Raw genomic sequence first — 26,788 nt, forward strand, 5'->3', positions numbered from 1 at the left:
AACAACCACCGGCCACGAACGCTCCGCGAACACCAGCAGCGCGCGATGGTCGCCCACCAGCCGCAGGCGCCGCACAACCACCAGACGCAAGCGCTCCACGACCACCGACGACGAGCGGCGGACGGCCACCAGTTGCAGGCCCCGCACAGGCGCCTGCCACGGGCGGTGGCCGTCCCCCCGCCACACACGCTGCACAGCCACCGGCCCCAGGCGCCGCACAAACAGCGGCCGCGGGCGGTGGGCGTCCGCAAACTGCAAACACTGCACGACCACCAGCCGCGGGCGGCGGCCATCCACCAACCACTGACGCCGCACAGCCACCAGACGCAGGCAATGGGCGTCCACTAGCCGAAGGTGCACGGCCACCAGCGGCACGCAGTGGTCGGCCGCCAACCGCGAACGAACCGGACATCGACCTCGCCTTCAACCGGCCAGGCGCCGCCGCACAGGCCCGCGCCGACGAACTTCGCGACTGGCGCACCCGGCTCGCCGCACTCTTCGGCTTTCGCACCGAGGCCCGTGACTTCGCAGTGGGCGCGAAGGCCGAACGCGTCATCGGCGGCAGGCTCGACAAATGGGCGCGCAAGCACGGCTGGCACGTCCTGCACGCCGTCCCCGTCGGACGCCGCGGTGCCGACATCGACCACGTCCTGATCGGCCCGTTCGGTGTTGTCACCATCAACACCAAGAGCACGCGCGGCAAGGTCTGGGTCGCCGAGAACGGCATGATGGTCGGCGGCACAAAGGTCGACTACCTCCGCAACTCCCGGCCACGAAGCCAAGCGCGCCCGAAAGCTCCTCGCCGACGCCGTCGGACGCCACGTCCCGGTGCAACCGGTCGTCGTCTTCGTCGGCGCGAAGGGCTTCACCGTCCGCAATGGCGGTCCGCAGGACGTCGCCGTCCTCCGAGACGTGCGTGCCTTCCGCCGCTGGCTGCGGCGCCGCGGCCGCGTCCTCACCCCTGAGCAGGTCGCCGACGTGCACACGGCCGCTCGCCGTCCGACCACTTGGCAGCGCTGAGCGCCCAAAAGTGCTCTCTTCACGGCGGTCGGGTGTGCGGGTCTTGGGGCGAGATGGTGTTCGGGTGGTGGGGTGGCGCTGGCGTACGGGGCCGCCCCTCCAAAGTCAAGGGCGCCTTCGGCGTCGCTGCGCGATGGACTTCGTCCACCCTTGACTTTGGAGCCTCTGCGGCCCCTGAGGCAGCGTTAGGGGCAGGCTCCGCCTGCCCCGCCCCGGGTCGCGCCACCCCACCACCCCCTTCCGTAAGGGACGAAGGGAGCCGCCAGTCAAGGGACGAAATAGATAAATGGCCGGAGGCGGGCAAATTGCCGAGGCGGAGTCGGTTCGGAAATCCAACCCCAGGAAAATGCCCGCTCACAGGTTCGATTGTCCGTCACGCATGGTATTCTTTACGTATGCAATCAGTGACGGTCGGGTTGAGGGCCGCGTCCACCATGGAACTGGTGAACGCGCTCTCAACCATCGCCACTGAACTCGCCACCCGACAAGCCCCCGAATCAGCCGCCGCGTCCCTGGAATTGGCCGAGACACTCGCAGCCGCCACCGATCTTCAAGAAAGCGCCCTCGCGACTCTCATCGGCCGAGTGGACGCCGCCGGAGAACAGCAGCGGTGGGGATACCCCTCCACCCGCGCATGGCTGCGCTCCAAGCTCGGCATGCGAGAAAGCCGCGCCAAGGAGCGGCTGACCCTCGCGCGCCAGCGGCACCGGATCCCGCAGGTCGCCAAGCGCCTGGCGGCCGGAGACCTTTCCTACGGGTACGCCACCACGATCGCCGACTCGGTCGCACGCCTGGACGACACCGACTGCACCCAGGCAGAGACCACACTCCTGGACATGGCCGATCAAGGCTTCTCGGCCGGGAAGGTCGCCTCGTTCGGGCAGCGGATCCGCGACATCATCGCCGAACGCGACAGCACAGAGGACGCCCCCGACGCAGACACCAAGCACGGCTACGACAAGTCGTGGATCACGACGACACGCTCCCTGGACGGCGGCCGGTACATCAAGGGCTGGCTGAACCCCGAAGACGCCGCGATCTGGGACGGCACCCTCGCCCCACTCGCCAAGCCGGCCGGACCCGACGACCACCGAGACGTCGCGGAGCGGACAGCAGCAGCCTTGTCGAGCGTGCTCTCGGGCGGCCACAAGGCCACCAAGGTCACGGTGATCTGCGACCTTGAGACGCTGACCGGTGGGAACGCTCCGGCCCGCCTCACCGACGGGACACCGATCCCCGCCGCCCAAGCCCGCCGCATCGCTCTCGCGGCCGGAGTGTCACCCCTGCTCCTCGGACGAGGCAACACCCCGCTCTACCTGGGCCACCGCGAACGGTTCGCCTCCGCAGCCCAACGCCAGGTGTTGGAAACCCTCTATCCGACCTGTGCGGTACGCGAATGCGAGACGCCGGGGACGCTGTGCGAAGTGGACCACGTGGGCGGATGGGCACTCGGCAAGTCACCCACCGACATCGATCAACTCGCCCTCACCTGCGGATGGCACAACCGGTTCAAACACACCACCCCCGACCAGATCCACATCACCAAAGACCCAGACGGGCGCTACGTCTACCGGCTACTCCCACCACGGGACGCCCGACCCCGAACCGGAAACGAGCCACCCGGAAGCATCGGCCCACCCGACGGGACCGGACCACCCGGCACCACCTTTAACTGGGCCGCATAACCACCCCACACCCTTCGCGTGACCGCCCGGCAGCAACACAGCCGGGCGGCCAGCATGCGTGCCCGCCACAAGGCCCCACGTTCGAGCACCGCCTCATCGACACCACGCTCGCCGTCACCCTCATCGCGACCGCACCGCGCTCGGGGCGCCGTCCCGCCGCACTCATGAAGGGCACATCAGCGACGGCCTGTCATTGGCGGGACCGGGGCGCTGCCCCATCAAGAGCGGCCCCGACGCTTCCGCCCGACACTCCAGCGGCGGCTCAGCATCCAACCACCCCGCCCCACGCACCAGGGCCCACCGCGCAGCACCCACCACCCGTCGCGCACATAGTCCTGGCGCTCCCCGAACGTCTGGCTCCCCTTGCCGTGATCCGGAGCCTTGGCCACGAGCGACTTCTGGCCCCACAGGTTGCTGGAAAGAGAGCTGCGCTCATCACTGTGAGGGGAGCCATTCCTGGAGTCCGGTGAGATGCCCGAGTTCCGACTCGATGCGCTTCCTCTCGTCAGGGGTGAGTTCCAGACCACGCAGATCGGCGAGCCAGGGACTGGCGGGTTCACCGAGGACCGTGGCCAGGGCGATGAGGTGGCACAGGGCGATGGCCCGCTCGGCCACCGTGGCGTCTGCGCCGTGTCTGCGGACCGCGGACTTGAGCGCACGGAACGCCTGCAGGTCATCGTTCTTGAACTCGCGCAGAATCCGGGCGTTGTCGAGCGCCCTGGCCAGGCCCGCCAGCTTCTTGGAGCCCCCGTACTCCAGCTCGGCCGGCTCGTCGCGCTGGATGAAGATGATCGAGTTTCCGGACGGATCGATCAGCGTGAACCGGGACGCGCCGGGCCGGTAGCGGGTGATTCGCGGTAGGCCGGACCTCAGCACCTTCCCGTACGCCCGGCGCATCGCCGCGACGAACTCCGCGTGATAAGGCGCCACGGCGTCGACCATGACCAGGCACCCGCCAGACTCCTCCCGGGCCGGATGCAGCCCCTTGGGCGCCGGGCCGAAGTGCAGTTGGAACCCGCTCCACTGCAGGGCCAGGTACACGTAGGGCCTGCTCTGCTTGTAGGTCGCTTCAAACCCCAGCGCCTCGTAGAACGCCAAGGTCTCCTCCACTGACGCGCACGGCATCAACGGCACCGTCATCTCGTTCGGCCGAACTGCGGGCTCACTCAAGTCGTTCCCCTTCCAGGTCGCCCGGAGATGCTGGCACTTTTCCGCGAAACTCGCCTATGGACCGATCGTTCGCCGGAGCCATCAGGCGGGTAGGCCAACTCTCACGCGAACGTCGATTCGCTTCGCGGTGGTGGGGGGCACATCTCGTTGGAAGGTGGGGCCGAGACTCACGCGTACTTCGCCGCACTGGGAAGGAAAGGAGCTACCGCGAGGCCGGGAACGTGGCCACGCAGCAGATAGGAGAGCGCAAGGTTCTCGCTGATCAGCTCAGGTATGCAGGGTGGGACGGTAGATGAGCTCCTGAATGTGGCCGTCGAGGGTCCGGTGCTCGATCAGTTCCAGGTCGAAGTCGGCCGCGTCCTGGAAGATGGGGTTCAGCCCGGTCTGGCCGGTGATCACGGGATAGATCGTCACCTGGACGCGGTCGACCAGGCCGGCGGCCATCAGCGCCCGGTTCATCGACAGGCTGCCGTGCGAGCGCAGCGGCACCTCGGACTCCTCCTTGAGCCGGGCGACGACGTCGAGGGCGTCACTGCTCACGACGGTCGCGTCCGGCCAGTCGAGGGGGCCTTGCAACGTGGTCGACACCACCGTCGCCGGCAGGTTCCTCATGCGCGTGACCCACGGGTCGCGCACGGACTCCTCGGTACCCGCGGCCAAGATCTCCGCAAACGCCCGATACGTGTTGGCTCCGAAGACCATCCGCTGCTCCTCGCTGTACTGGGCGAGACGGTGGTCGAGGAGTTCAGGTCCCTGCTTGCCCCAGTAGCCGCCCCAGTCGCCCCTAGCAGTGCCGAAGCCGTCGAGGCTGGAAAAGACGTCGAAGGTGTAGGTAGCGGTCATGATGTTCCCCCGTGTGCGGCCCATTGCGTCCTGAAGATTCCGACTAGCAGTCGCGCCGAAACTCATCGCCATCGCACGGACGCGCTCCCAGGGGACCGTTTTGCCTCGGGTCAGGTGATTGCTTCCAAGCGGAAGGTCACGTCAGTGGCGTCGTCTGTGGCAGGGGCACCGTGAACGTCGGTGATCGCGGTGACGGCCAAGCCGGCGGTCTTGGCCAACGACCGGAACCCTGATCTGGAGTACCAGTGCAGGACCCAAGGGCGCTCGACGACGGACCGGTCCGCGCCATGGCGGCGCTCGTAGCGCAGCAACGTCGTCTGCCTGCGTGCGGCCTCGTCGCGTTCCTCGCCGACGACCGACACCCGTAGTTCGGCGCCATCTGGAGCCGTCGCCATACGGGCACGGCCGATGCCCTCGGACGGGGCCGGGACGAACAGCGGCACCAGAGCCGCGCCGTCCTCGGCCAGGTGGGCACGGATGCCGCACAGTGCCGCCAGGGCGGCCGCGTCGTCCGGCAGCAGGGTGAACGTCGGACCGGCCAGAAAGATCGTCCGGTAGCGGCGCGGAAGGTTCAGCGCCTCCATTCGCTGGTGGAAAACGGTGACCGCGATGCCCTGCTCGTTCGCCCTGCGGCGGAGACGCTCCAGCATGTCAGCGGACGAGTCGACGCCGTCGACCTGCAGCCCGCGCCGCCGCAATTCCAGCAGCGGATCACCGTCCCCGCAGCCCAGCTCCAGCGCCGGCCCGCCGACCTCCTCGACGAACGCCGCATACGGTCCGGGATCAGGCGAGTACGACTTCAACGGCCCATAGATCTCGGCAACAATGCCCGTGTAGAACTCAGCAGGCTCCATGCACGCCACGCTAGGCGGGCCCCACGCCTCGGTCATTTCCTTTTCGGCCAGGGCATGCCCCCGGAGTGCAGTCGCCAGTCGCGCTCCAAAGCGTGCTCGCACAGCGAATTAGCCGCACCATGCAGGCAACGTGCCTCAACTCCGCCAGCACAGGTACGAACAACCACGCTGATTCGCATGCTCAAGGGCCCAGGAGGGCAACGGCCTCCGTCGGCTTCGGACGGGCTCCAACCCGACTCTGCGGGAGGCCCTGTACGGCAGCCGCCAGTTGCTAGCCGATCAAGCGGTTTGTTCGATTGAAGCGAGTTCGCTGGTGGAATCAGCGGGAGCGTGCCTAGCGGCGAGGTCGGCAGTTCAGCCGCTAGGCGACGTGGTCGGGCGGGTTGAAGGGCGGCTGCACCGGTCCACGCCGAGGTGCACCACCGCTCGCCCTTAGAACCGCCACCGACCGAGCGGACCTCCCGACACCGTTTGCCGGTCGTCAACTGATTCGCTGCATGCGCGCAGGTCGGTTTCATCCCGATGGTGAACGTGAGCGTGAAGTTGGGGGCGACCCGCAGCGCGTAAGGCTGACCACCTCCTTCGACGAAGCTGGTCAGTTGGGTTCAGGCGCCCTAGACCGGCCTGCGCACCCCAGGTACCGGCGTTCCACTCAGGCCGTGGCCCGGCTCCGTTTCCCCTGACTGGCCTCGTCATGCGGCCCGATCATCAGGCAAAGGCGCGCAGCCGCGTCCAACCTTCGACCGCGAACCGCCGATCTGGCTCATCGCCGCAGACTCACCCCAGGCCGCCGGGTTCACAGTCGCTGCGTCCGGTCCGGGGCCCTGTCTCCGACATGCTGGGCGATCGTCCACCCGTTCCCCTTCGGCAGCCCGCTGGCGAGGGCCGACAGGTGCCAGGCGGCCCCAATCCCGGCAGCAGCCGCATCCAATTCCCCTGTCTTCACGAACGCGTGATCGTCAGGCGGCTGCGACCACGGACCTCCCACTGCGGTCACCAGGTCAAACCGACAATGGCGGCCACCGTACTAGCGGGGAAGCTCCTTGTGCGACGGCACGTCGTTGGCATCGATCGACGCCCGCTCAGCTTCGCCCATGCCGCCTGCCTCGAGAATCCTCTGAAGCACTGCGTTCTTGCCGCGCCCATACTCATCGATGTCCGCCGCCGTCGCACCGACGCGCTTTTTCACCGCGGCGTACTCCTCGCGCAGCGCGGCGTTGGAGCGCAATGTGTCGCGCACGCACAGGTGATTACGCAGCGACAGCGCCCCCTCTACGATCACGTAGGTGCTGGTGCCCGTCAGCCGGGCTGGCTCCTTGAACGCCCATCGCTGCGGGATCCCCAGTTCTCCCAGCGGCCTGAAACCGAGCCCTACCAGCACCGCCGCGGCGGCCTCGACATCCGCCGGCGCGACGATGATGTCGCAGTCGATGATTGGCTTGGCGGCCAGGCCGGGCACTGACGTACTGCCGACATGCTCGATCGCCACGACTGGCACAGCAGCAGCCGCCATCGCCTGCGCGTACTCCTGCCGCAGAGCCTCAAACCGCTGCGGCCAGGCAGGGTCGTAGTCGATGACTGTGATCATCCGCAAGAGCCTACAGGCGCGGTGATCGGGCCTCAGCCGGTCACCGGCATTGGCCGCGTAAGGATTTCCGAACCCAAACCGCAGGTCACAAGACGAACGGTGGTTGCCGTACTAGCGCCGAGCTATGCGGCGATGGCCACGGCCGTATCCACTGCCCGATCTGCTCCCACGATGACCTCTCCCCACAAAGGAAAGAAACGCAGCCGCTCCGTCGCCCTGCAGCCGATCTCCAGCGGCGCCCTGCGGGTACGACTTCAGGGGCCTGTAGACGTCCGCCACAATGCCCCTGGAGGGCTCATGCGCGGCATGCTGGGCATTGCCTCCTTGCCGGGGCATTCGTTTATTAGCTCACGCCGAGCTTCGCGGCGATGGCAACGGCCGCGTCCACGACCTGGCTTGCTACGACCATGCGCCCTCGAATGGATGAATCACGGCCGTCGGCTTATCAACGCGCCGAACCAGGGGGGACACTTGCCGCCGAGTACCGGGGTGGCCTATCTGTCGGTTCGGCGGGCGGGTAGGGAACTGCGGGCAAATGCTCTGCAAGTCATCGATGAACAGGGCGCACTGTTGCGACCAGATGACACATATCGCGAGTGGCGGCCGGGGACACGGTTTGCCGAGGAGCGGACCCTCGCCGTGGAGCACCGGCTGCCGTTGGAGTCAGGTTGGGCTCCGGGCAGACTGGCTCGACCGGTTGCACTGCCTCCAGCTCACCAGCTGCACGCGGCCGATGAGCTGGATTGGTCTCGGGCCTACGTGGAGGCCTCCCACATCCGCGCGAAAAAAGGGGGCGCCGGGGCCGGTCCGGCACCGGTCGACTGAGGAAGACGGGCAGTGAGCACCATCTGATCTGCGACGGCACGGCACTCCGTTCAAGGTCATCACCATCGCGGCCAACGTCAACGACGTGGGCCAGCCCCTGGGCCCTGGTCGACGGCATCCCGTCCATGGCCGACAGGCTCGGCCGACCACGCCGACGGCCCGAGGCGCTGCTGGGCGACAAGGGCTACGACAGCAGCCCAATCGCCGTGAGCTGCGCGGGCGCCGAATCCTGCCGGTGATCTCCGGCATGGGCGCCCCCGACATCAAGGGCCTAGGCAAGCTCCGCTACGTCGTCGAGCAGATCTTCTCGCTCCTGCACCGGTTCAAGTGCCTGGCCGTCCGCTGGGAACGACGCCTTGACCTGCACGACGCCCTCGTCTCACAAGACGCGGTCGTGATCTGGCACTTCCCCCCGAAGCCTTCGACACAGCGGACGCGACCAGCCTGCGTTGCGGCTACTACGACGAGGTCGCCAGCCGCTACTGGAAGCGACCCGCGACCTGTGAGGAGATCGACCAAGCCCTGGCCGACGACGGTGCCGAACTGCTCACGCCACCCACGGGCCAGTCCGTCGTGGGTCGTTTTGATGGCGAGGCTGGAGAGCGAGGCACACCTGCCGGGTGGTCCTCAACACCCGCCTCGATCTGGTCGAGGCCCGCTCGCTGTACGTCCGCCACGGCTATCGCGAGATCCCGGCGTACTGCACGGGCCTGTACGTCGAGATCTGCTACGGCAAGGATCTAGACCCGGCCGACTGACCAGCTCACGCCCTCCAGGACGTATCGCTCCCGCCCCAAGGCCAAGGCGACGCGGTGGCCTATTTGTTGGCTTGGCGAGCGTTCAGGTGCTCGGCGGCGCCGGCTGGTGAGTGGTGGTGAGGGCTCGGCGGAGCGGCGGCATCGTGGCGAGCACGAACAGTCCGAACAGGGTGATCGGCAGTAGGCCGACGGGGCGCCATAGCCAGCCCGGGTCGTCGTGCAGGATCGGCCAGTCGGCGATCCAGTTGGCGGTGACGTCCGCCGCCATCACCGCGCCCGCCAGCGTGATGCCTGCCGGGCGCGCGCGGGCGACGAGCACGACCACAAGGGGGTCCAGGACGACCAGTGCCACGAAGAACACCTGAAGCGCGACCGGGGCGAACGCGTAGGCGTGGATTCCGCCGCGCGCGAGGTCCCAGGCATGGGCGCACGTCCCTTCGGCGAACCCGATCAGGTAGACGCCGAGGGCGCATCGCACCCTCCACCGCATGGCCCGCACCGGCGGCGACCACGACGATCAGGGGGTGGACGGCGACGACGGTGGTGGTCGCGGTGGCATGGATCGCGGTTGCGGTGGCGGAATCTGCCGAGCCGGGCCGGCGGCCTCAGAGGGCGCCGGGGCCCTGGCCGTCGCGGTGGTGCTCGGATGCCTGGCCGGCGCGGTGTGGTCGTTCGTCTGCAGGCAGGTGGAGGGGCTGGCGGTGGCCTTGGGCTCCGCCGTCGTCCTGAGTTCTGGAAAGAGGCAGGGCGCCGGGCATCGAGCTGTTCTTCATCGTTTTCGTGCTGGGGCTTCGATGTCGGAAGGGCCGCCTTGCTGCAGGCGAGGCGGTCGCGCTGCTGACCGCGGGTGTGGAACCCGTCCTGCGGGGGACGGGGATGGCTCGCTCGGGGGAGGCCGGGGCGGGGGCGCGGGCGGGAGTGTTGGGGCATCGCGAGGTCAGGAGGAAGCGGTGTCCAGGAAGTTGAGGATCAAGGCCGTGGTGGTCGCGGCGCTCGTGGCGCTGATCGCCGGGGCGATGCTGGCGACCGGGTCCGGTGAGCCGGCCGCGCATGCGCTCGGGGCCGTCCGATGAGCGCCGTCGGGACGCGCGCGGCGACCGGCCCGGGCGTGGCGATGCGGGGGCCGGTGCCGCGTTGGGCGGACTGGGCGGCGCAGGCGACGATGTGGTGCGCGCTTCCGTCCGGTATCTGGCGGATCCTTTTCGCGCTGGGTCTCCCGGCGGGGTTCACGGGCTCGCAGGATCCGGAGAACGGGCCCTGGTTCGTCCTGCCGTATGTGATCGCGTTGACGGCGTTCTCGGAGGCTGTCGCGTTCCTCGGCCTCGGGCTCGTCCGGCCGTGGGGGGAGGTCTGGCCGCGCTGGGTGCCGGTCCTGCGGGGCCGCAGGGTCCGGCCGCTTGCGGCGATCATCCCGGCGTCGCTGGGGTCGGTCGCGCTGGTGTGCCTGTGGACGCCGCTGGTGTTCGGGTTCTCGAACAGCGATCCGGAGATGCCGCACGGCGCGAAGGCCGCCATCCTGTACGCCTGCTACCTGCCGCTGGTCGCGTGGGGACCGCTGCTGGCGGCGGTGACGGCGGCCTACGCCGTCCGGCGGCGGCGCCACGGCTGACCGGGTTCCCATTCGTCCAAGAGCCGCGCGCCGCCGGCGCGTAGCGTGCTGGAAAACCCCTCTTCACCTGGAGTCTCATCGTGACCGTTCGCCGCGTCATGCCCGTCTTCCGTTCCGAGGCCGCTGGGGAGAACAGCGAGTTCTACGGCGTGCTCGGGTTCGAGGAGGTGATGGACCACGGGTGGATCATGACCCTCGCGTCTCCCGAGGTGCCGGCGGCGCAGGTCAGTTTCATGTCCGCGGACAGGACGGCGCCGGTCAATCCGGACATCAGCGTGGAGGTGGACGACGTCGACGCGGCGTACGCGGCCATGCGCGAGCGCGGTGCGGAGATCGTCCATCCGCTGCAGGACGAGGAGTGGGGCGTGCGGCGGTTCTTCGTCCGGGACCCGGACGGCCGGGTGGTCAACGTCCTGTCCCACCGCTGACCCCGTCAGGCGGGCTTGTGGCGCTGGTAGTGGCGGGCGACGCGGACGCGGTTGCCGCAGCGGGCGGCCGAGCACCAGCGGCGGCGCGGGTGGTTGGGCAGGAACAGCAGGACGCAGTCGTCGGCCTCGCACTGCCGGATCCGGGTGACGGACGGGTCGGCGAGCAGGTCGGCGGCGGCCTCGGCGAGCCACCCGGCGAGCCGCGCGCCGGCCGGGCCGGTGCGGCGGCGGGACGCGGTGACGGCCGAGCCGTCCCAGGTCAGTTCGGTGATGGCGGGCGCGGCGCGCTGCGCGTCGTTGAGCGCGGCCAGGTCGTCGCCGGCGGGACGCTCGCCGCGCCGGGCTCGTTCGATGGCGCCGGCTGCATGCTCCCGTACGGCATGCACGGCACGTACATCGTGTATGTCCAGGTCGGCGATGTCCGGGAGCCGGCCGGATTGGAGGCGCAGCCAGGCGCGCAACTCGTCGGAGGTGGCGAGCAGGTCGCCGTCGGCGGTGCGGGTGTTGACCAGGTCGAGCGCGAGGGGCTCGCCGGTCAGCGGGACGACGTCGCTCATGCGGCTAATGCTACATCCGACGGTTGACGCATTAGATCATTCCCGGCTACAACTAACGCATCTTCACCTGAGAGAGGCGTTAGCCATGGCGATGGTCGCGCGGACGGTTCACCGGTACCTGGACGTCGACGGCGTTCGCGTCTTCTACCGGGAGTCGGTTCCCGAGCGCTCCGGCGCGCCCGTGCTGCTGCTCCTGCACGGGTTCCCGTCCGCGTCGCACCAGTTCCGGCGGCTGATCGACGTCCTGGGCGCCCGGTACCGGCTCATCGCCCCCGACTACCCCGGCTTCGGCCACACACAGGCCCCGGACGGTTTCACCTACGCGTTCGACCGGCTCGCCGACATCGTCGAGGGCTTCGTCCAACGCCTCGGCCTGTCCCGGTTCGCGATGTACGTGTTCGACTTCGGCGCGCCGGTCGGCTTCCGGCTCGCCGAGCGGCACCCCGAGTGGATCGCGGGCCTGGTCGTCCAGAACGGCAACGCCTACGCCGAGGGCCTGTCGGACGCGGCGCGCGACTTCATCGCGCTGCGTCCCGGCCAGGACGGCGCCGAGGAGACCGTCCGCGGCCTGCTCACCCTCGACGGGACGCGCGGCCAGTACGAGACGGGCGTCGCCGGCGTCGAGGCGATCGCGCCGGACGGCTGGACGCTCGACCAGCACTTCCTCGACCTGCCCGGACGCAAGGAGGCCCAGGTCGCGCTGGCGTTCGACTACCACTCCAACGTCGAGCGGTACGGCGCGTGGCAGGCGTGGCTGCGGGCCCACACGCCGCCGACGCTGATCGTCTGGGGCCGCGGCGACCCGTTCTTCCCCGAGCCCGGCGCCCGCGCCTACCTGCGTGACCTCCCGGACGCCGAACTCCACGTCCTCGACACCGGGCACTTCGCCTTGGAGGACCGCCTCCCGGAGATCGCCCCCCTCATCGCCGCCTTCCTCGACCGCCTCCAGCCCTGACGCAGGAGTCAGACGATGGGGCGGTTCTTCTTGATGCGTTTGCGGACGTCCCAGAGGTAGGCGTTGAAGGGGAAGGCGCGGAGGGGGCGGGGCAGGGCGCGGTTGGTGCGGGCCATCAGCCGGACGATGCGATCGAAGCGGGCCTGGTCGCGGGGCGTCCACGGGTAGCCGAGCTCGTCGCGGAAGGGGGCGGGCAGGAAGCCGAGGGTGAGGAAGCGGTGCAGCCGGCCGAGGGTCCAGTGCACGGGCGCGGGCAGGAAGCGCAGGTCGGTGAGGTCGCGGAGGTAGCCGCGGGTGACGTCGTCCATCTCGATCTTCTTGAGGGACTCGGTCCAGTACTCCTCGAACGCGGCGCGGTCGGCGGGCCACATGTCCGCGGTCATCTGCAGGGTGGTGCCGAAGCGGGCGCCGTGCCGGTAGAGGGCATCGAGCTGCTCGGGGGTCGGCTCGCCGTAGAGCATCGTGTAGATCATCTCGGTGCCCCAGTAGAGGCACGCGGCGACCCAGAGCTGGAGGTCGCGGTCGAAGGCGTTGTAGGGGACGGGCTCCTTCGCGCGGACGTGCTTGTGGGCGCGGTTGACCTCGCGGCGCATGGCGAGGCGCTCGTCCTCGTCGCCGAGCATCGCGACGGCGATGTAGCTGAGGGTGGTGCGGCCCCGCTTGATGGGATGCTTGTCGACGCGGCCGCTCTCCACGGTGCTCTCGGCGACGCCGTGCCCGACGGGCAGCCGGGCGAGCTGCATGACGACGTTCGCGGCGGCGGCGGACAGGGCCATGCCGGAGATCGCGTCGACGACTATCGTCGGGGGACGCTCCGTGGACGTGGCGGTCGCGGTCATCCGGTCCTCACTCCTGGTACAGAGAAGCGATTTCCGTATCACTGTGCCAGGTGTAAGCAAGCACTTGCAAGGGCGCCCGGGCGGCCGGGCGCCCCCGCCGGCGTCAGGCGTACGGGTCCTCGCGGCGCAGCACCCGTCCCGCGAAGTCCTTGAGCGAGTCCAGCGCGCGCATGTACGGCACCGGCCCGAACGACACCCGCGCCGCACCCGCGTCGGCGATGTCCGACAGCGACGAGCCCGGGAAGCCGTTCACGTTCACCGGCCCCGGAATGCCCTTGACCAGCGTCGCGACCGTCTCCGGCGGCGCCGTGATCGGGTAGACGCAGTCCGCGCCGGCCTCGATGTACAGCCGGCCGCGGGCGATCGCCGCCTCCACCGGGTCCGCGACCTTGGCGATGAACGTGTCGGCCCGCGCGTTGATCACCAGCGCGTCGCCCGCCGCGGCGCGGACCGCGGCCAGGTACTCGGCCTGCTTCTCCGGCTCGGCCAGCGTCCCCGCGTAGGTGTCCTCCAGGTTGCAGCCCGCCGCGCCGATCGCCAGCAGCCGCTCCACCAGCTCGTCCGCGGGCAGCCCGTACCCCGCCTCGGCGTCCACCGTCACCGGGACGGACGCGGCGCGGATCACCCGGCCCGCGGCGGCGAACATCTCCTCCACCGGCGCACCCTCGTGGTCGGGGTAGCCGAGCATCGCGGCGATCGACGCGCTGGCCGTGGCGAGCGCGGGGAACCCGGCGTCCTGGACGATCTCGGCGCTCGCGGCGTCCCACACGTTCGGCAGCAGCAGCGGGTCGCCGGGACGGTGCAGATCGCGCAGCCGGGCGGCGTTCTCGGTCATCTCGTGTCTCCTTCGTCGCCTGTTCCGTCACCAAGGGGACCGGTTGGGGACGCTCTTTGTGACACATGCCCCGTCCGCTCCGTCCGGCACATGGCGGGATGCGGTCACCCGGGACCGGCGGTGCCGGGTTAGCGTCGAGGTGTTCGAGTGGCCAGTGACACGAGGGAGTGCGCATGCTGCCATGGTCCGCCGACTTCGCCGGGCGCCTGGAGGAGCACGCCGTCAGCAGCGAGCTGCTGCGCGGCAACCCGCTGAAGGACCCGCACGAACGCCCGCTGCTGGTGTACGTCCCGCCCGGCTACGACGACGAGCCGGACCGCCGCTACCCGTCCGTCTACGTGATCACCGGGTTCACCGGGCACGTCGGGATCTGGCGGAACCGGATGCCGTACCGGCAGCCGTTCCCCGAGACCGCCGACGCCGTGTTCGCCTCCGGTGAGGCGCCGCCCGCGATCGTGGTGTTCGTCGACGCCTGGACGGCGCACGGCGGCAGCCAGTACGTCGACTCGCCCGGCACCGGCAAGTACCACTCCTACATCTGCGACGAGGTCGTCCCGTGGGTGGACGCCCGCTACCGCACGCTCGACGCGCCGGAGCACCGGGCGATCAGCGGCAAGTCCAGCGGCGGCTACGGCGCGATGATCACGCCGATGCTCCGCCCCGACCTGTTCGGCGCGCTCGCCACGCACGCCGGCGACGCGCTGTTCGAGTACTGCTACCTGACCGAGTTCCCGAAATGCGTCCGCCACCTGCGCAGGTACGGCGGCGACATCATGCGCTGGTGGGACGACTTCAACGGGCGCGTCTCGTTCACCAAGCCCGAGGACATGGAGCTGCTGAACATCCTCGGCATGGCCGTCTGCTACTCGGCCCGGGAGGACGGCACGCCTGAACTGCCGTTCGACCCGGTCACGGGCGTCCTGCGCCCGGAGGTCTGGGACCGCTGGCTCGCCTGGGACCCCGTCCGGATGGTGCCGGAGCGCGCCGAGGCGATGCGCTCGCAGCGCGCCATCTGGATCGACGGCGGCACCCGCGACGAGTGGTTCCTGGACATCGGTGCCCAGGCGTTCCACCGCGCGCTGCTGGACAACGGCGTGCCCGAGGACGTGATCCACTTCGAGCTGTTCGAGGCGGGCCACGGCGGCATCGACTACCGGTACCCGCTCGCGCTCTCCTGGCTCTGCAAGCGCATCGCCCCCTGACCGCCCGCACCCGCGCGGGCGGCGTGCCCGCCCCTCCGGCGGGCACGCCGTTCGCACTGGTCGGGCGGCCTTTTCAGAGTTTTCAGAAGGGCCGTTCACAGGGATTGAAAATCCAGTGGCCCATGGATTCGTTGACATCGCCCCCGGCTGACACGAACCTTTGGGCAGTCCGCCGAGAACGTCCGCACCACCCCCCTCGCGACGCCTTCGGCGACGGACGCTCGCGGATGCGGCCGTCCCCCGCTCGGCCGTATCCGCGCCGTCCGCATCCGGCGGCCGGCCCGCCGCGCCGGGCCGGCCGCCGGCGGGCCGCGCGGGACGGGATCTCGGCCCGTCCCGCGCGGCCCCCGACCCCGGGGACCCGCCCCCCGCCGGGCCCCGGCGCCCCCCACCTCTGCTGGGCGCCGGGGCCCCACACTCCCCTGACCAGCGGGTTCGGTCGCGGGGCTGCGGTTGTGTCGGTGGCGCGAGCAACAATGGACGCATGTGCCGCAGCATCAAGACGCTCCGCCCGCCGTTCGCCGAGGACGTGACCGACCAGGACGTCCGGGCCGCCGCGCTCCAGTACGTCCGCAAGATCTCCGGGTTCCGCGCCCCCGCGGCCCACAACGCCGAGGCGTTCGACCGCGCCGTCGAGGAGATCGCCCGCTCCACCGCGGCGCTCCTGGACTCGCTGGAGGTCAAGGGCCGCCGCGCCGGCTAGCCGGGCCAGGGCCGGTCAGTTGTGGCAGTCCTGCTTGGCGAGGTCCAGCGCGAGGGAGCTGACGCGCCCGCCGGCCAGCATGAGGCTGTAGACGGCCTTCGGGTTGCCGGGGACGGGGGCCGACGAGCCGTTCACGCCGTTCACCATCTTCGGGTAGACGTGCTTGACCTGCGCCAGCGTGGACCCGACGCCGATGCCCTGCGGGGTCCGCATGCCGCCGACGGCGAAGATCGTCGCGATGCCGAGGTGCCGGGAGTAGTAGACCCCGACGGAGCCCTTAGGCGTCGGATGGGCACGCAGGTCGTAGCCGGCGCAGCCGGTCGCGCCGCCGCGCACCTTGCCGACGAGCAGGTCGCTGCCGGTCAGCTGACGTGCGGTCATGCCGAGCTTGAGCGGGCCGTAGCCGAGCGGGCCGAGCGCCGCGGCACGGTTCGGCGCGATGGGCCGGTGCGCCGGCCGCTGTCCGCCGCCCCCGAGCCGCGGTGTGCTGGTCGCGCCGATCGCCGGCGCCGACACCGCGCCCGTCTTCGCGGCCTTGCCGTCCCCGCCGCCACCGCCCCCGCAGCCGGCCAGCAGCAGCGCCCCCGCCGCCGTTCCCGCCGCCACGATCACCGAACGCCTCATCCGGACTCCCCCAGAAACGATCACGTGCCGGCCCGTAAGACGGAGCCGGCACGCGATCGGTTCAGTTCGCCCGGAATGCGGGATATGCGGTCGAGCGGGCGGTCACTCGGCGGCGACCAGCTCCGCGATCTGCACGGCGTTCAGCGCCGCGCCCTTGCGCAGGTTGTCGCCCGCGCAGAACAGCGCGAGCCCGTTCTCCCCGGTCTCGTCGCGGCGGATCCGGCCGACGTACGTCGGGTCCTGGCCGGCGGCCTGCAGCGGCGTCGGGACGTCCGCCAGCACCACGCCGGGCGCGCCCGCCAGCAGCTCGCTCGCCCGCTCCGGCCCGATCGGGCGCTCGAACCGGGCGTTGATCTGCAGCGAGTGCCCGGTGAACACCGGCACCCGCACGCAGGTCCCCGACACCTTCAGCCCCGGAATCTCCAGGATCTTGCGGCTCTCGTTGCGGAGCTTCTGCTCCTCGTCGGTCTCGGCGAGCCCGTCGTCCACGATCGACCCGGCCATCGGCAGCACGTTGAACGCGATCGGCCGCACGTACACCTGCGGGTCGGGGAACTCGACGGCCGCGCCGTCATGGGTGAGCCGGTCGGCGTTCTCGACGACCTTGCGCGCCTGCTCGTGCAGCTCCGACACGCCCGCGAGGCCGCTGCCCGACACCGCCTGGTACGTCGACACGACCAGCGCGGACAGCCCCGCCTCCGCGTGCAGCGGCCGCAGCACCGGCATCGCCGCCATCGTCGTGCAGTTCGGGTTGGCGATGATCCCCTTCGGGCGGTCCGTCGCCGCGTGCGGGTTGACCTCCGCCACCACCAGCGGGACGTCCGGGTCCATCCGCCAGGCCGACGAGTTGTCGATCACGACCGCGCCCGCCGCGGCGACCTGCGGCGCCAGCTCCTTCGACGAGCCCTTCCCCGCGGAGAACAGCACGATGTCCAGGCCCGCGAAGTCCGCGGACGCCGCGTCCTCGACGGTGATCTCGGTGTCGCCCCAGGGCAGCTTTCGCCCGGCCGAACGGGCCGAGGCGAACAGCCGCAGCTCGTCCACCGGGAATCCGCGTTCCGCCAGGATGTGGCGCATCACGCCTCCGACCTGGCCGGTGGCCCCGACGATCCCGATCCTCATGCCGCTCCCTCTGCTCGTCCTGCACTGCTCGTGCCGCTGCCCGGTCTGCGCTGCCCGTCCCGCTGCCGGGGCCGACGAGTCTGCCGAGGCCCGGCCGGGGACGTCCAGTCATTAACCCTTCACACCGACTTTAAGCGGCGCTCAACGGACGCGCACACGCGGCCGCCTGCGCGAACGGCGACCCTGAGACCCGCGGCCCCCGCCCAGGACGGCCTCAGGGACGGCATAGGGGGCGAATCAGGGCGGTTCCGGATGTCGTGCCGCGGCCCGGATGGGCATCATCGAGGCATGGACATGAACAAGGGCACCACCGAACGGCGGCTCCGCCGCACCCGCGACGGCCGCATGCTCGCGGGCGTCTGCTCCGGCGCCGCCGAGTTCCTCGGCGTCGAGGCCAACGTCATCAGGCTCGTCCTGGCCGTCTTCACCATCTTCGGCGGCGCGGGCGTGGCGCTGTACGCGATCGCCTGGCTGCTGGTCCCGGAGGAGGGCGCCGCGACGTCCATCGCCGAGGACCTGTTCAAGAAGGCCCAGGACAACCCGAACGTGCAGGACGCCGTCCAGCGCACCAAGGACGCGGTCAACAAGAACCGCACGCACGCCTGAGCGCCCCCGGAGCGGAGCGCCAGCGGAGCGGAGCGCCGGCGGAGCGTAGGGGGCGCTCAGGGGGCGGGGGCGGAGCGGCGGATGCCGGGGAGGTCGTCGTCGCGGGACGCGGAGACCTCCACGGGGTCGGCCCGGTCCGTCATCGTGGAGATGACGCCGCCGCGGACCTGGTTCCAGGACAGCGACAGCATCGCCGCGACCGACAGGCCGAGCACGCCCGCGAGCGCCACGACCGTCTCCGGGCCGAGGACCTGCGTCGCCGCCCCGGCCGCCAGGATGCCGAGGCCCTGCCCGGCGAGGATGCCGGACTGGGCGAGGCCGAACGCCTGGCCGCGGCCCGCCGGCGGCACCGCCGCGACGAACGCCGCGTTCGCCGCGAGCTGGTACGCGCTGCCCATCCCGGACAGCGCCCACAGCGCCACCACCCCCCACAGCGGCGGGTGGACGCCGGCGCCGACCAGCGGCAGGCACGCGGCCATCGACATCCACCCCATCAGCCGCAGCCGGTTCATCGGACGAACGAACCGGCTGAACAGGAACGCTCCGACGACCATGCCCGTCGGCATCGCCGACATCAGCAGCCCCACCGTCACCGCGCTGCCGTCGAACGTCGCCGCGTACGGCGCCGCCAGCCCCTCCGGGACGACGTAGAACGCGCACAGCCACGCGAACGACACCAGCGACCGCAGCACCGGGTCGCCGAACACCAGCCGCGCCCCGTCCCGCGTCCCGCGCCACAGCCCGAGCGACTCGCGCTCCCGGCGCCGCGGCGCGGCCCGCGGCCGCAGCCCGCCGACCAGGATCACCGCGGACATGCCGAACGTCAGCGCGTCGATGGCCAGCGCCTCGTACGGCCCGACCGCCGCGACGATCGCGCCGCCGGCCAGGAAGCCGAGCATCTGCGTGCCCTGGTGCGTCATGTTGTTGATCGCCGACCCGGCCACGTACCGGTCGCCCTCCAGGACGTCCGGCAGCACGGCGGCGCGCGCGGCGGTGAACGGGGCGCCGAGCAGCACCGTCGCGAACACCAGCAGGCACAGCCCCGCGAACGGCATCTGGACCAGCGCCAGCACCGCCACCAGGCAGGCCCGCAGCACATCGCAGACGATCATCACGGTGCGGCGCGGGAACAGGTCGGCGAGCCCCGACAGCACCGGCCCGCCGACGATCGGCGGCAGGTACGTCAGCGCGTAGGTGACGGCGGTCTGCAGCGCGGAGCCGGTGTGCTGGTACACCAGCACGGCCAGCGCGACCTGCGCCAGCTGGTCCCCGACGAACGACAGCGCCTGTGCCAGCCAGAGGGCACGGAACTCACCCACCGCGAACACCTCGCGGTAGGTGGCCTGCTCCTCCGCCGGACGCCGATGCCGGCCGGTCTGCCTTCCCGCCACGCACGCTCCAGTTCGGCCCGCCCAGGGTTGGACGACCCTCCTATTAACTCACGCTGCGTGGCAGTTATGTGACCTACCGTGCCCAAATATTGAAACCGGTTGCCGCCGGTGCTCAATACCCCAGGTCGTGGAGCCGACGGTCATCGATCCCGAAATGGTGCGCGATCTCATGAATCACCGTGATCCGCACCTCTTCCACGACCTCCTCCTCGGTGTCGCAGATCCGGAGGATCTCCCGGCGGTAGATCGAAATGTGATCGGGCAGGACGGCCCCGTACCAGTCACCGCGTTCGGTGAGGGGGACACCTTGGTAAAGCCCGAGCAGGCCGGGCTCCGGTGCGTCATCCTCGACCACGACGACGACGTTGCGCATCTGCGCGGCCAGCCCGGCCGGGATGGTGTCGAGGGCCTCCCCGACCAGGTCCTCGAACGCCTCCCGCGACATCTCGATCACAGTGCCATTCTGCTCGACAGAAGGAGGATCGTTGCCGTTCCGGCCGACCGCCCTCGCCGCCCGGATCACCGCCCTCGCCCACCGGCTCCCCCGAGCCGCGTCCGCGCGGGCCGACGCCCTCGCCGCCCGGTTCCCCCGCGCGGCCTCCGCCGCCCGCCGCGGCGGCGCCGCGGGGACGCGCGCCGCCCGCAGCCGCTGGACCCGCGTCGCCCTCACCGTCGTCATCGGCCTCGCCGGCGGCTACGTCGGCCTCCTCGTCGGCGGCCGCACCGTCACCCCCGTCGGGCCCGCGAACGTCCAGCTCGTCCTGCACCCGTCCCTGCACGGCGGCACCACCCTCGAACTGCCGCCGCTCGGCGCCGTCCACCTCGACACCCACTCCGGGCCCGTCTCCGTCGAGGCGCACCTCACCGACGTCCGCCCCGACCAGGCGCAGCGGCTCATCGAGGACGACTCGGCGCTCGACCGCGTCACCGACCAGATCGCCGACCAGATCCGGCACGGCGTGACCGTCATGCTGATCCGCGCCACCGTCCTCGCGCTGGCCTTCGCGTTCCTCGCCGCCCTGGTCCTGTTCCGGTCCTGGCGGCGCGCCTTCGTCGCGCTCGGCTCGTCGGCCGCGGGCCTCGTCGCCGTCGCCCTGATCGCCTGGACGACCTTCAACCCCGACTCCATCGCCGAGCCCCGCTACACCGGCCTGCTCGCCAACGCGCCCCAGGTCGTCGGCGACGCCGAGAGCGTGTTCACCCGCTTCTCCACCTACCGCGCCAACCTCGCCCGCCTCGTCGGCAACGCCTCCAAGCTCTACGCCGCGACCTCGACGCTCCCGACCTACGAGCCGGACCCGTCCACCATCCGCGTCCTGCACGTCTCCGACATCCACCTGAACCCCACCGCGTGGAACGTCATCAAGTCCGTCAGCACCCAGTTCCACGCCACCTTCATCATCGACACCGGCGACCTCATGGACCACGGCAGCAAGCCGGAGGACAAGTTCGCCGACTCGATCTCCGGCCTGAAGATCCCGTACGTCTACATCCGCGGGAACCACGACTCCAAGAACACCCAGAAGGCCGTCGCCCGGCAGAAGAACGCCATCGTGCTGGACGACCAGACCCGCGAGGTCGGCGGCCTGCGCATCTACGGCGTCGGCGACCCCCGCTACACCCCCGACAAGAGCACCCGCGACGACTTCGTCGGCTCCGACCAGATCCGCGCCGAGGGCGACGTCCTCGCCGACAGGCTCCGCAGGTCCGGCACGACGCCCGACGTCGTCCTCACCCACGACCCGGCCGAGGGCGAGGCGTTCTCCGGCCTGACGCCGCTGATCCTATCCGGCCACCTGCACGCCCGCCAGACCAGGCTCCTGCCCACCGGCACCCGCCTGTTCGTCCAGGGCTCCACCGGCGGCGCCGGCCTGCGCGGCCTCGAACACGAGCAGCCGACCCCCATCGAGCTGTCCGTCCTGTACTTCAACCGCGCCTCGCACCGCCTCCAGGGCTGGGACGACCTGCAGCTCGGCGGCCTCGGCCTCACCTCCGCCAAGATCGAGCGGCACCTCGAACCCGACCCGGACCGCGCGATCAAGCCGCAGCCCCCGGCCACCGCCCCGCCCGCGTCCCCGACCTCCCCGTTCCCGTCCAAGTTCCCGTCCGACTGGCCGTCCCGCACCCCGACCCCCGCGGAAAGCCCGACCCGCTCGCGCGGGTAACCGTTTGCGCGCCGCCCCACCGCGTCCTCTACACTTGACCGGGTCGAGTGGCAACCATCTCTGCCACCTCCGGGCCCCCTTCGTCTAGCGGCCTAGGACGCCGCCCTTTCAAGGCGGTAGCGCCGGTTCGAATCCGGTAGGGGGTACTTTGGGAACCGGCTCGACCGGTCCCGATCACCACATTCGCGACATCGCGCTGCATATCGACGATCTCAGACGTGATCGTCACCTCGCACTCGACGACGTTCCTCTCCCGGTCATGGCGCATCGCCAGCCCGAAGACGTCCAGCAGCTTCCGCAGAGTCACCTCAGGAAGCAGCCCTAGGTCCACGGCTCCGGTCGGCAGTAGATCCAGCAACTCGGGCGCCGCATGAACGGGCGCCGTCTCGTGGAGTTCCCGAAGCCTGTCCTGTGCCGCCTTGAGTTCGGTCGCGATCTCGGCGGCGCGCTCGTTGACGCGCTGGACGAGCGCCGGGGTCGGCTCGTCTAGATTCTCCAGCGGATCGAGCACACGCGCTTGCCGCCGGACCAAATCCTTGATCTTGGCCTTGGCCATCGCGACCTGCTCCTGATGCTCGTCCAAATGCTGGTCGCTCATCCGGGCGAGAAGCGCTTGCAGTCGTTGGTGACGCTGGGCGCCGAAGATCTCGCGGTTGAAGAACTCGTTCAGCCCCGCCATCAGCGGCTCCTCACGCACCCGGATCACGGCCGGATGCCCGTCGGGCAGGTAGGAGCGCTTCGGGCTGCATACGTAGTAGGTGTTGCCGGAGTCCTGCTTGCCGAACATCCTCCGCCCGCACAGCCCGCACGTCATGTAGGACCTCAGCACGAACACCCGCCGAGGCTTCTTGGGCTTGCTCGGGCCACCTGAGCAGCCGCGGGCTCGGGCCTTGTCGCGGGCGACCCGTTGCGCCTCGGTGAACACCTCGATCGACACCAGGCCGGGATGAGTGGGCTCGCTGGACCACACCCACGCCTCCGGCGGATTGTTCCTGCCGGTCCCCGATGACGTGGCCTTGCGGTTCCACACCATGTAGCCGGTGTACTTGGGGTTGGACAGGACGTTGCGCACCGAGGAGTAGTTCCACCTGCCGATGGTCCGATGCTTGGCCGTGGCCACCGGAGCCGGGTTCCGCTCCAGATCGGTGTTCAGACGGTCGGCGATCTCCTGATATCCCACACGCTCGCCGATCCGGATCTCGAAGATGGTCTTGACGACCGGTCCCCGTACCTCGTCGGGGATCAGGACATGCTTGGTGGCTCCCTGTTCTCGGCGCGCGGCCACCGGGTGCGGAACCTTCTTGGCCACGTACCCGTACGGCGGCCGCCCGACATTGAAGCCCTGCCGAGTGTGGACCTCGAACCCACCCCAGGACTTCTCCAACATCTCCAGGACGTACCACTCGGCAACGCCCTGCTTGACGCGCCGGGTCAGCACCTGCGACGAGCGCTTGCCGCTGAGGCTGATCGGCTCATCGGCCGCCCACAGCGGGACGCCGACCTGCTCCAGCCGGTTCTCGATCTGGGTACCGACATAAGTGCGACGCGCGATCCGGTCGACGGACTCGCAGATCACCGCGTCGAACCGCCGATCGGGCTGGGACGCCTCGGCCAGCAGGTCCTGGATACCGCCATCACGCGGCACGGGGATGTTGAAGCGCTCATGCCCACGCCCGAAGCCGCGCGCCTCGAGGTCCTTGCGCCCCGACTCGATGTCGTAGAAGTGCGCGACGATCACTGCCTGACCCGGGAGCGCGGTGTGCAGCGCACTCTGGCTGTTGGCGAGTTGGCGCGGGAGCGACAGGGTCGGGTCCTGCTTGTCCTCGGTCGAGGTCCGTCCCGCGAACGCCACCCGGAGAGGCCCGGACAGCCGGAATCCGCCACCGGGCCCGGTCAGGCCTCTTGATCGGCTGCTTCGCGATCCTGCTGCGAAGACTTCGAGGGGAACTGGGCTGCCTGTTCCGTCCACCATGTGAGTACCTCCTTGATCGCGCGTGCCTGAACTCGGGTGAGCTGCTCCTTGACGGACGGGTCCGCCGGAATCAGCCGCCAGGTGAGCGTCAACTGCTCGCCATCACTCCGGGTTGCCTCGTCCGGCTCGGTCACCGCGTGTCCGCCCATCAGGCGGCGGCGCCGGTGGGCCCGGTGTCGGGCCGGTCCGCGGATGACGGCACACCTCCACCGTGAAGATCAAGCCCGGTGGGCTCGTCGACCGTGCGGCCGGTCTCGCGGTCCCGTCCGAGCACGAGGAGGTCTTCGTGGGCCGTGGCCAGTGCTGGGACGCCCTGCGCGCGGAGGCGGCGGGCTTCGAGCATCTGGAAGAACGAGGCGCGGGTGACGATACGTCCGTCGCGAAGTCCGCACAGCAGGGCGGCGAACCGGTCGACCAGGACCAGGCCCTGTTCTTCGGCGGCGGCGATGACCTGGCCTGGGAGGTCGATGAGTTCGCCAGCCACACGGAACGGACGGACGGTGACGGCGATGACTCCGCCGCGGCAAAGCAGGGCCGCGCTGCCGCTGAGGATCTGCCCGAACCCAGCGACGAGTTCGGCGGTAGGTCGGTGGGCGAGGTTGCGGCGGTCGGTGGAGTACCTGCCGTTGAACTTGTCGATCTTGCCGCCGCCGTTGTCTCGGCTGGTGCGTACCTGCCCGTGGGTGGTCGCGCCATAGGGAGGCGAGGTCAGCACCAGCGCGGCGGTACCGGCCTGTTCGGCGAGCGCGGCGGCGATGTTGCGGGCGTCGCCGTGGACGACCTGTCCGATGCCGGTGGCGCCTTGAGAATGGGCGTGGCGAAGGTTGCCGGCGGCCATCTTGGCGAAGCGCGCCTCGTACTCTATCCCGATGGCGCGGCGTCCCTGGTGGACGGCTTCGACCAGGGTGGTTCCGATGCCGCACATCGGGTCGATGACCAGGTCGCCGGGCTCGGTGTAGGCCGCGATGACTTGGGCGGCGATCGTGGGAAGCATCTTGGCCGGATGCGCCATCGACTCGGGCGTGTAGCGGCCCTTGCGTTGGATGCGGGACGGCTGCTGGCCGGTGAGCAGTACCGACGCGATCTCGCGGGCAACCGGTTCGGCCCCGGAAGGTCGGTGGGTGGCCTGGGTCATCGCGCGCCTCCCTCGTTGATGCGGGCGGGCTTGGTCAGGACGCAGACGTCGGCATGGACCCGTGCGGCCGGTGGCAGGGCACGAGAACGGATGTCGCGGAGTTGGCCGAGGCTGGTGGGCCCGGCTTGGACCAGGAGGGTGTCTCCCTCGATGGGGACACGAATGGCGATGACGTGTTGGGTGTAGCGGAACCCTGCCGTACGCGCGTGCTGGATGATGCCGGGCGCTGGGTCGACCAGGCGTCCGCCGTGGTGTCTGGCCGTGGTCACGACCGCGAGATGTCCGCCCGGACGCAGCAGGCGGAACGCGGCGGGCATGAACGAGCGGGCCTGGAAGGCACTGTTGGCCAGGACGTCGGACAAGCAGGCCGGGCACCCGCCGCGAACTCGGCTCGGCTTCGGCTCCGGGACGGCCGTCGTTCTGCTGGACGTCGGTGGTGCCGCGATCACAAGCGCGACCTGGCCGAGGTGGTCGGCGATGCCGCGGTGCATCTGGTCGGCGCGGCACGGCCGCATCTGCACGCGGGTGAGGCGATCGTCCGGCAGGGCGCGGCGGAGTTGGGCGCCGATGTGCCGGGCGAGCGGGAAGTGCGGGACGCATGCGATGGCGTGCCGGTCGAGTTGGGCGGCGGTGCGCAGGGTGGCGGAGTTGGTGGTGAATGCTTCGGCGATCACGTCGCCGTCGCGGGTGGCGGTGGTGATGAGGTGGCGTGCCAGGCCGGTGCTGATGCTCGCCAGGTGCCGGTCGCACGTCCGCGCGGGCGCGCCTCGATGGTCAGGCCCTCGGCCGGGCCGCCGATCGTACGGGGTGGGCGGGTCGGTGGTGTCGTCGGGGCAGAGCCAGACGGTCAGCGGCAAGAACTGCCGCGCACTCGTGGCCGGTGTCGGCTTGGGCTGGTCGGTGCCGGTCATGGTGGGTGACCCGTGATGGTCGCCCGGTCCCCTGTCTCATTAAGTAACCGACACGCTCCACCCCGATTTTGGACATCTCCAGCGCGAATTTCCTGGCCCGGCGCCCCACCGACATCTCGGGTCCGTTCGTGGTCGTGACGGCGGCCGGAGGCGCGTCGCGGAGATTGGAGGGCCAGCGTGTTTGTCTGATCCGCGCCGTAAGGTCATCTCTGTGACCGAGAATGATCTTGCTGGCTTCCGGCGCGCATGGGGACGGTTCGAGACCTGGCTCGCCACGCACTCGCCCGCCGATCACGTTGCACTGCTGCCGCCGGCAACCGCGGAAGAGATCGCCGCTGTCGAGGACGCCTATGGGTTCTCTCTGCACCCTCAGGTCAGGGCGCTGCTGCAACTGCACGACGGAACGCCGGGCCCAAGGGCTTCCTTCGACCCCGGCCAGTTCGTGCCGGGGCGGCATCACCTGGCCGGCTGCGCAGAGATCATGGGTTACTGCCAGGTCTTGGCCGACCTGAGCGAGGACTGGGCCGAAGCCTTCGCCGGCGAGGACTCGGACGACACGGACGTGGACGAGCCGGTTGAGGCGCATCTGGACTACTGGGTCCCGTTCGCCTCCACCAACGACGGCGGTATGGCGATCGTCGACCACTACCCCGGCGCGACCTACGGGCAGGTTTACGAGGCCGGGCTCGGCTCCGGTGGGCTGCCGGAGTTCTGGGCGGCCGACCTGGCCGACTTGTTCGATCGGATCGCCACCGCCGTGGAGACCGACACCTCCTTTCTCCACTACACGCCGACCATGTGCGAGTGGCCCTCCGAGGACGGCGGCCAGACCACCCGGTCCCTGGAATGGTGACCCGCACGCTTCCGCAGTGACACGACCGGGGACATGCAGCCGGCACCCTCGTCGGCTCCGTGACGGCGCGGGCGGTGCCGCAAGCGCTCGCGCCGCAGCTCGCAAGGGGGCCGGCGGGAGAGTTTGATCTTCCTTTGC

The 26,788-nt window shown here is 70.2% G+C and carries 28 protein-coding genes, 1 tRNA gene and 2 pseudogenes; 15 read left to right on the forward strand and 16 right to left on the reverse strand.

Annotation, left to right across the window (positions count from 1 at the left end):
• Nucleotides 1-530: 530 nt before the first annotated feature.
• The 3 genes and pseudogenes from J4709_RS56330 to J4709_RS50005 all read left to right on the forward strand — a co-directional run.
• A pseudogene (locus tag J4709_RS56330) lies at nucleotides 531-680 on the forward strand (nuclease-related domain-containing protein); the annotation flags it as partial.
• Nucleotides 681-828: 148 nt separating this feature from the next.
• Complete coding sequence (locus tag J4709_RS54365; RefSeq protein WP_232385289.1) at nucleotides 829-1,020, forward strand: hypothetical protein; 192 nt, start codon at nucleotides 829-831, stop codon at nucleotides 1,018-1,020.
• Nucleotides 1,021-1,415: 395 nt separating this feature from the next.
• Nucleotides 1,416-2,705: an HNH endonuclease signature motif containing protein gene (locus J4709_RS50005; RefSeq protein WP_208252566.1), complete on the forward strand. Its 1,290-nt coding sequence runs from the start codon at nucleotides 1,416-1,418 to the stop codon at nucleotides 2,703-2,705.
• Nucleotides 2,706-3,140: 435 nt separating this feature from the next.
• On the opposite strand, the gene J4709_RS50010 is transcribed toward J4709_RS50005, so the two are convergent.
• The 4 genes from J4709_RS50010 to J4709_RS50025 all read right to left on the reverse strand — a co-directional run bounded on the left by J4709_RS50010 (nucleotide 3,141) and on the right by J4709_RS50025 (nucleotide 7,160).
• Nucleotides 3,141-3,845, reverse strand: coding sequence for a DUF8817 family protein (locus J4709_RS50010; RefSeq protein WP_232385298.1), 705 nt, complete (start codon nucleotides 3,843-3,845; stop codon nucleotides 3,141-3,143).
• Between the two features lie 297 nt (nucleotides 3,846-4,142).
• Nucleotides 4,143-4,718 (reverse strand): dihydrofolate reductase family protein, encoded by a 576-nt coding sequence (locus J4709_RS50015; protein WP_208252568.1) that lies wholly within the window; start codon nucleotides 4,716-4,718, stop codon nucleotides 4,143-4,145.
• A 110-nt stretch (nucleotides 4,719-4,828) separates the two neighbouring features.
• Nucleotides 4,829-5,572, reverse strand: coding sequence for a class I SAM-dependent methyltransferase (locus J4709_RS50020; RefSeq protein WP_208252569.1), 744 nt, complete (start codon nucleotides 5,570-5,572; stop codon nucleotides 4,829-4,831).
• Between the two features lie 1,027 nt (nucleotides 5,573-6,599).
• The gene (locus tag J4709_RS50025; protein WP_208252570.1) at nucleotides 6,600-7,160 is read right to left on the reverse strand and encodes a GrpB family protein; all 561 of its coding nucleotides are present in this window, start codon (nucleotides 7,158-7,160) and stop codon (nucleotides 6,600-6,602) included.
• A gap of 1,445 nt (nucleotides 7,161-8,605) precedes the next feature.
• Between J4709_RS50025 and J4709_RS54370 the strand changes: the two genes are divergently transcribed.
• Complete coding sequence (locus J4709_RS54370; protein WP_232385290.1) at nucleotides 8,606-8,743, forward strand: hypothetical protein; 138 nt, start codon at nucleotides 8,606-8,608, stop codon at nucleotides 8,741-8,743.
• An 82-nt stretch (nucleotides 8,744-8,825) separates the two neighbouring features.
• On the opposite strand, the gene J4709_RS50035 is transcribed toward J4709_RS54370, so the two are convergent.
• Nucleotides 8,826-9,233, reverse strand: coding sequence for a hypothetical protein (locus J4709_RS50035; RefSeq protein ID WP_208252571.1), 408 nt, complete (start codon nucleotides 9,231-9,233; stop codon nucleotides 8,826-8,828).
• A gap of 460 nt (nucleotides 9,234-9,693) precedes the next feature.
• On the opposite strand from J4709_RS50035, the gene J4709_RS55305 reads away from it, so the two are divergent.
• The 3 genes from J4709_RS55305 to J4709_RS50045 all read left to right on the forward strand — a co-directional run bounded on the left by J4709_RS55305 (nucleotide 9,694) and on the right by J4709_RS50045 (nucleotide 10,780).
• Nucleotides 9,694-9,816 carry a hypothetical protein gene (locus J4709_RS55305; RefSeq protein ID WP_269757690.1) on the forward strand — a complete coding sequence of 41 codons (123 nt, stop codon included), beginning with the start codon at nucleotides 9,694-9,696 and terminating at the stop codon, nucleotides 9,814-9,816.
• Complete coding sequence (locus J4709_RS50040; RefSeq protein ID WP_208252572.1) at nucleotides 9,813-10,352, forward strand: hypothetical protein; 540 nt, start codon at nucleotides 9,813-9,815, stop codon at nucleotides 10,350-10,352. The genes J4709_RS55305 and J4709_RS50040 overlap by 4 nt, the downstream gene beginning before the upstream one ends.
• 80 nt (nucleotides 10,353-10,432) lie before the next feature.
• Entirely contained in the window at nucleotides 10,433-10,780 is a 348-nt protein-coding gene (locus J4709_RS50045; RefSeq protein WP_208252573.1) for a VOC family protein, read from the forward strand.
• Nucleotides 10,781-10,785: 5 nt separating this feature from the next.
• Here J4709_RS50045 and J4709_RS50050 read toward each other — a convergent pair whose 3' ends face one another.
• Nucleotides 10,786-11,337, reverse strand: coding sequence for a CGNR zinc finger domain-containing protein (locus J4709_RS50050; protein ID WP_208252574.1), 552 nt, complete (start codon nucleotides 11,335-11,337; stop codon nucleotides 10,786-10,788).
• Between the two features lie 85 nt (nucleotides 11,338-11,422).
• On the opposite strand from J4709_RS50050, the gene J4709_RS50055 reads away from it, so the two are divergent.
• Nucleotides 11,423-12,292, forward strand: a complete 870-nt coding sequence (locus J4709_RS50055; protein WP_232385291.1) for an alpha/beta fold hydrolase — start codon at nucleotides 11,423-11,425, stop codon at nucleotides 12,290-12,292.
• 8 nt (nucleotides 12,293-12,300) lie between these two features.
• Here J4709_RS50055 and J4709_RS50060 read toward each other — a convergent pair whose 3' ends face one another.
• Both J4709_RS50060 and J4709_RS50065 read right to left on the reverse strand, forming a co-directional pair.
• On the reverse strand, nucleotides 12,301-13,131 hold the full coding sequence (locus J4709_RS50060) for an oxygenase MpaB family protein (RefSeq protein ID WP_208252575.1): 831 nt from the start codon (nucleotides 13,129-13,131) through the stop codon (nucleotides 12,301-12,303).
• 103 nt (nucleotides 13,132-13,234) lie between these two features.
• Nucleotides 13,235-13,966, reverse strand: a complete 732-nt coding sequence (locus J4709_RS50065; RefSeq protein ID WP_208252576.1) for an isocitrate lyase/PEP mutase family protein — start codon at nucleotides 13,964-13,966, stop codon at nucleotides 13,235-13,237.
• Between the two features lie 173 nt (nucleotides 13,967-14,139).
• Here J4709_RS50065 and J4709_RS50070 point away from each other — a divergent pair, with 173 nt between their 5' ends.
• A complete protein-coding gene (locus J4709_RS50070; protein WP_208252577.1) occupies nucleotides 14,140-15,168 on the forward strand; it encodes an alpha/beta hydrolase-fold protein in 1,029 nt (342 codons plus the stop codon).
• Between the two features lie 484 nt (nucleotides 15,169-15,652).
• Nucleotides 15,653-15,871: a DUF2277 domain-containing protein gene (locus tag J4709_RS50075; protein WP_208252578.1), complete on the forward strand. Its 219-nt coding sequence runs from the start codon at nucleotides 15,653-15,655 to the stop codon at nucleotides 15,869-15,871.
• A 15-nt stretch (nucleotides 15,872-15,886) separates the two neighbouring features.
• Here J4709_RS50075 and J4709_RS50080 read toward each other — a convergent pair whose 3' ends face one another.
• Together J4709_RS50080 and J4709_RS50085 are read right to left on the reverse strand one after the other, a co-directional pair.
• Nucleotides 15,887-16,495, reverse strand: a complete 609-nt coding sequence (locus J4709_RS50080; protein WP_208252579.1) for a hypothetical protein — start codon at nucleotides 16,493-16,495, stop codon at nucleotides 15,887-15,889.
• A gap of 102 nt (nucleotides 16,496-16,597) precedes the next feature.
• The gene (locus tag J4709_RS50085; RefSeq protein ID WP_208252582.1) at nucleotides 16,598-17,617 is read right to left on the reverse strand and encodes an aspartate-semialdehyde dehydrogenase; all 1,020 of its coding nucleotides are present in this window, start codon (nucleotides 17,615-17,617) and stop codon (nucleotides 16,598-16,600) included.
• A gap of 288 nt (nucleotides 17,618-17,905) precedes the next feature.
• Between J4709_RS50085 and J4709_RS50090 the strand changes: the two genes are divergently transcribed.
• Nucleotides 17,906-18,223 (forward strand): PspC domain-containing protein, encoded by a 318-nt coding sequence (locus tag J4709_RS50090; RefSeq protein ID WP_208252583.1) that lies wholly within the window; start codon nucleotides 17,906-17,908, stop codon nucleotides 18,221-18,223.
• 56 nt (nucleotides 18,224-18,279) lie between these two features.
• Here the strand turns inward: J4709_RS50090 and J4709_RS50095 are convergent, their stop codons facing one another.
• Together J4709_RS50095 and J4709_RS50100 are read right to left on the reverse strand one after the other, a co-directional pair.
• Nucleotides 18,280-19,614, reverse strand: coding sequence for an MFS transporter (locus J4709_RS50095; RefSeq protein ID WP_208252584.1), 1,335 nt, complete (start codon nucleotides 19,612-19,614; stop codon nucleotides 18,280-18,282).
• Between the two features lie 112 nt (nucleotides 19,615-19,726).
• Nucleotides 19,727-20,068: a metallopeptidase family protein gene (locus J4709_RS50100; protein ID WP_208252585.1), complete on the reverse strand. Its 342-nt coding sequence runs from the start codon at nucleotides 20,066-20,068 to the stop codon at nucleotides 19,727-19,729.
• A 31-nt stretch (nucleotides 20,069-20,099) separates the two neighbouring features.
• Between J4709_RS50100 and J4709_RS50105 the strand changes: the two genes are divergently transcribed.
• Entirely contained in the window at nucleotides 20,100-21,779 is a 1,680-nt protein-coding gene (locus tag J4709_RS50105; protein ID WP_232385292.1) for a metallophosphoesterase family protein, read from the forward strand.
• Nucleotides 21,780-21,852: 73 nt separating this feature from the next.
• A tRNA-Glu gene (locus tag J4709_RS50110) sits at nucleotides 21,853-21,925 on the forward strand.
• A gap of 551 nt (nucleotides 21,926-22,476) precedes the next feature.
• Here the strand turns inward: J4709_RS50110 and J4709_RS56335 are convergent.
• A pseudogene (locus J4709_RS56335) lies at nucleotides 22,477-22,959 on the reverse strand (recombinase family protein); the annotation flags it as partial.
• Here J4709_RS56335 and J4709_RS54375 point away from each other — a divergent pair.
• A complete protein-coding gene (locus J4709_RS54375; RefSeq protein WP_232385293.1) occupies nucleotides 22,882-23,685 on the forward strand; it encodes a hypothetical protein in 804 nt (267 codons plus the stop codon). The pseudogene J4709_RS56335 and the gene J4709_RS54375 overlap by 78 nt on opposite strands.
• Here J4709_RS54375 and J4709_RS50125 read toward each other — a convergent pair.
• The 3 genes from J4709_RS50125 to J4709_RS50135 are packed head-to-tail and all read right to left on the reverse strand — an operon-like array spanning nucleotide 23,673 to nucleotide 25,797.
• Complete coding sequence (locus J4709_RS50125; RefSeq protein WP_208252588.1) at nucleotides 23,673-23,885, reverse strand: hypothetical protein; 213 nt, start codon at nucleotides 23,883-23,885, stop codon at nucleotides 23,673-23,675. The two genes, J4709_RS54375 and J4709_RS50125, sit on opposite strands and share 13 nt — an antisense overlap.
• A gap of 14 nt (nucleotides 23,886-23,899) precedes the next feature.
• Complete coding sequence (locus J4709_RS50130; RefSeq protein ID WP_208252589.1) at nucleotides 23,900-24,886, reverse strand: TRM11 family SAM-dependent methyltransferase; 987 nt, start codon at nucleotides 24,884-24,886, stop codon at nucleotides 23,900-23,902.
• Nucleotides 24,883-25,797 carry a hypothetical protein gene (locus tag J4709_RS50135; protein ID WP_208252590.1) on the reverse strand — a complete coding sequence of 305 codons (915 nt, stop codon included), beginning with the start codon at nucleotides 25,795-25,797 and terminating at the stop codon, nucleotides 24,883-24,885. The genes J4709_RS50130 and J4709_RS50135 overlap by 4 nt, the downstream gene beginning before the upstream one ends.
• A gap of 211 nt (nucleotides 25,798-26,008) precedes the next feature.
• Here J4709_RS50135 and J4709_RS50140 point away from each other — a divergent pair, with 211 nt between their 5' ends.
• A complete protein-coding gene (locus tag J4709_RS50140; RefSeq protein WP_208252592.1) occupies nucleotides 26,009-26,650 on the forward strand; it encodes an SMI1/KNR4 family protein in 642 nt (213 codons plus the stop codon).
• Nucleotides 26,651-26,788: the final 138 nt, after the last annotated feature.

It is taken from the genome of Actinomadura violacea, assembly GCF_017573465.1.
In the GTDB taxonomy this organism is placed as follows: Bacteria; Actinomycetota; Actinomycetes; order Streptosporangiales; family Streptosporangiaceae; genus Spirillospora; species Spirillospora violacea.